Consider the following 885-nt stretch of genomic DNA (forward strand, 5'->3'; position numbering starts at 1 on the left):
AGTTTGATGCCCTCCGCCAAGTCGGTGACGCCGGGCCTCTGCGGCCGCTTGAGCACGACGGTTCCGAAGCGCATCGAGAGATGGGCCTGCCGGCCGCGCCGATCCATTCGCTGCGGCAGATCGATCACCGCGTTGTCGCAGAAGCGGCTCCGCTCGACCGCCTGATAAAGTGTGTCGCCATCGACCAGCGCATGGTCGTGCATGGCACGCGACAGAAGATGGACATTCTCGGCTGGCGTCAGCGCCCAGTGAGCAAAGAAATCCCCCTCGCGGTCGTTGACGACGGTGATCATGCGGGCATCTGCCAGGACGTCGCGGCCTTGCTCGGCGGCCGTCACCCAGCGCGCCGACTCCTTGTCGGCCAAGGCGCGCCGCTCATGCGGGATTTTTACCTTGCCTTTGCGCGTCCAAACGTTGCCGCCAGTAAGGCCAAGACAGACCCCGCTGTCGGCATCCACCGCCATCATCGCATGCAACAGCACGCCGCGAGCATTGCCCTTGCCGACTTTGCCCAGCCCGCGCCGCCGTCCCGCCTGGGTCTGGAACTTGACCTCGCTCGTATCCTGGATCGCCAGCACATGACGCCCGCTGACCGCAGTCCGCGTCTGCGCGCTCCAGCCCTCAATCAATTTATCGATCGTGACTTGGGGGTTGTTCACAAACCGCCAGAACGCCATATTGGCAGCCCAATCGCCCCGGGCCATCTGGCGCAAGCAGACGCTGCGCGTGCAAAGCATAGCCCGGAGAAGCGTCGCCCCCTTTTGTCGAGACGAACGTCCCCGAACTCACCCAAAGACAAATCCGGCTGCATCGCTGGCGCTCCTTCGAATCAAAGCGCCAGTGAGAGAATCATACAACATGCTGCAGAGACGCCACTTCTTGCTG

Annotated in this window: 1 pseudogene; it reads right to left on the minus strand. The window is 63.2% G+C overall.

Going from position 1 to position 885, the window contains the following annotated elements:
* A pseudogene (locus tag ACZBJS_RS42600) lies at window positions 1-704 on the minus strand (IS4 family transposase); the annotation flags it as partial.
* Between the last annotated feature and the right edge of the window lie 181 nt (window positions 705-885).

This window comes from Bradyrhizobium sp. KZN70725 (assembly GCF_055264925.1).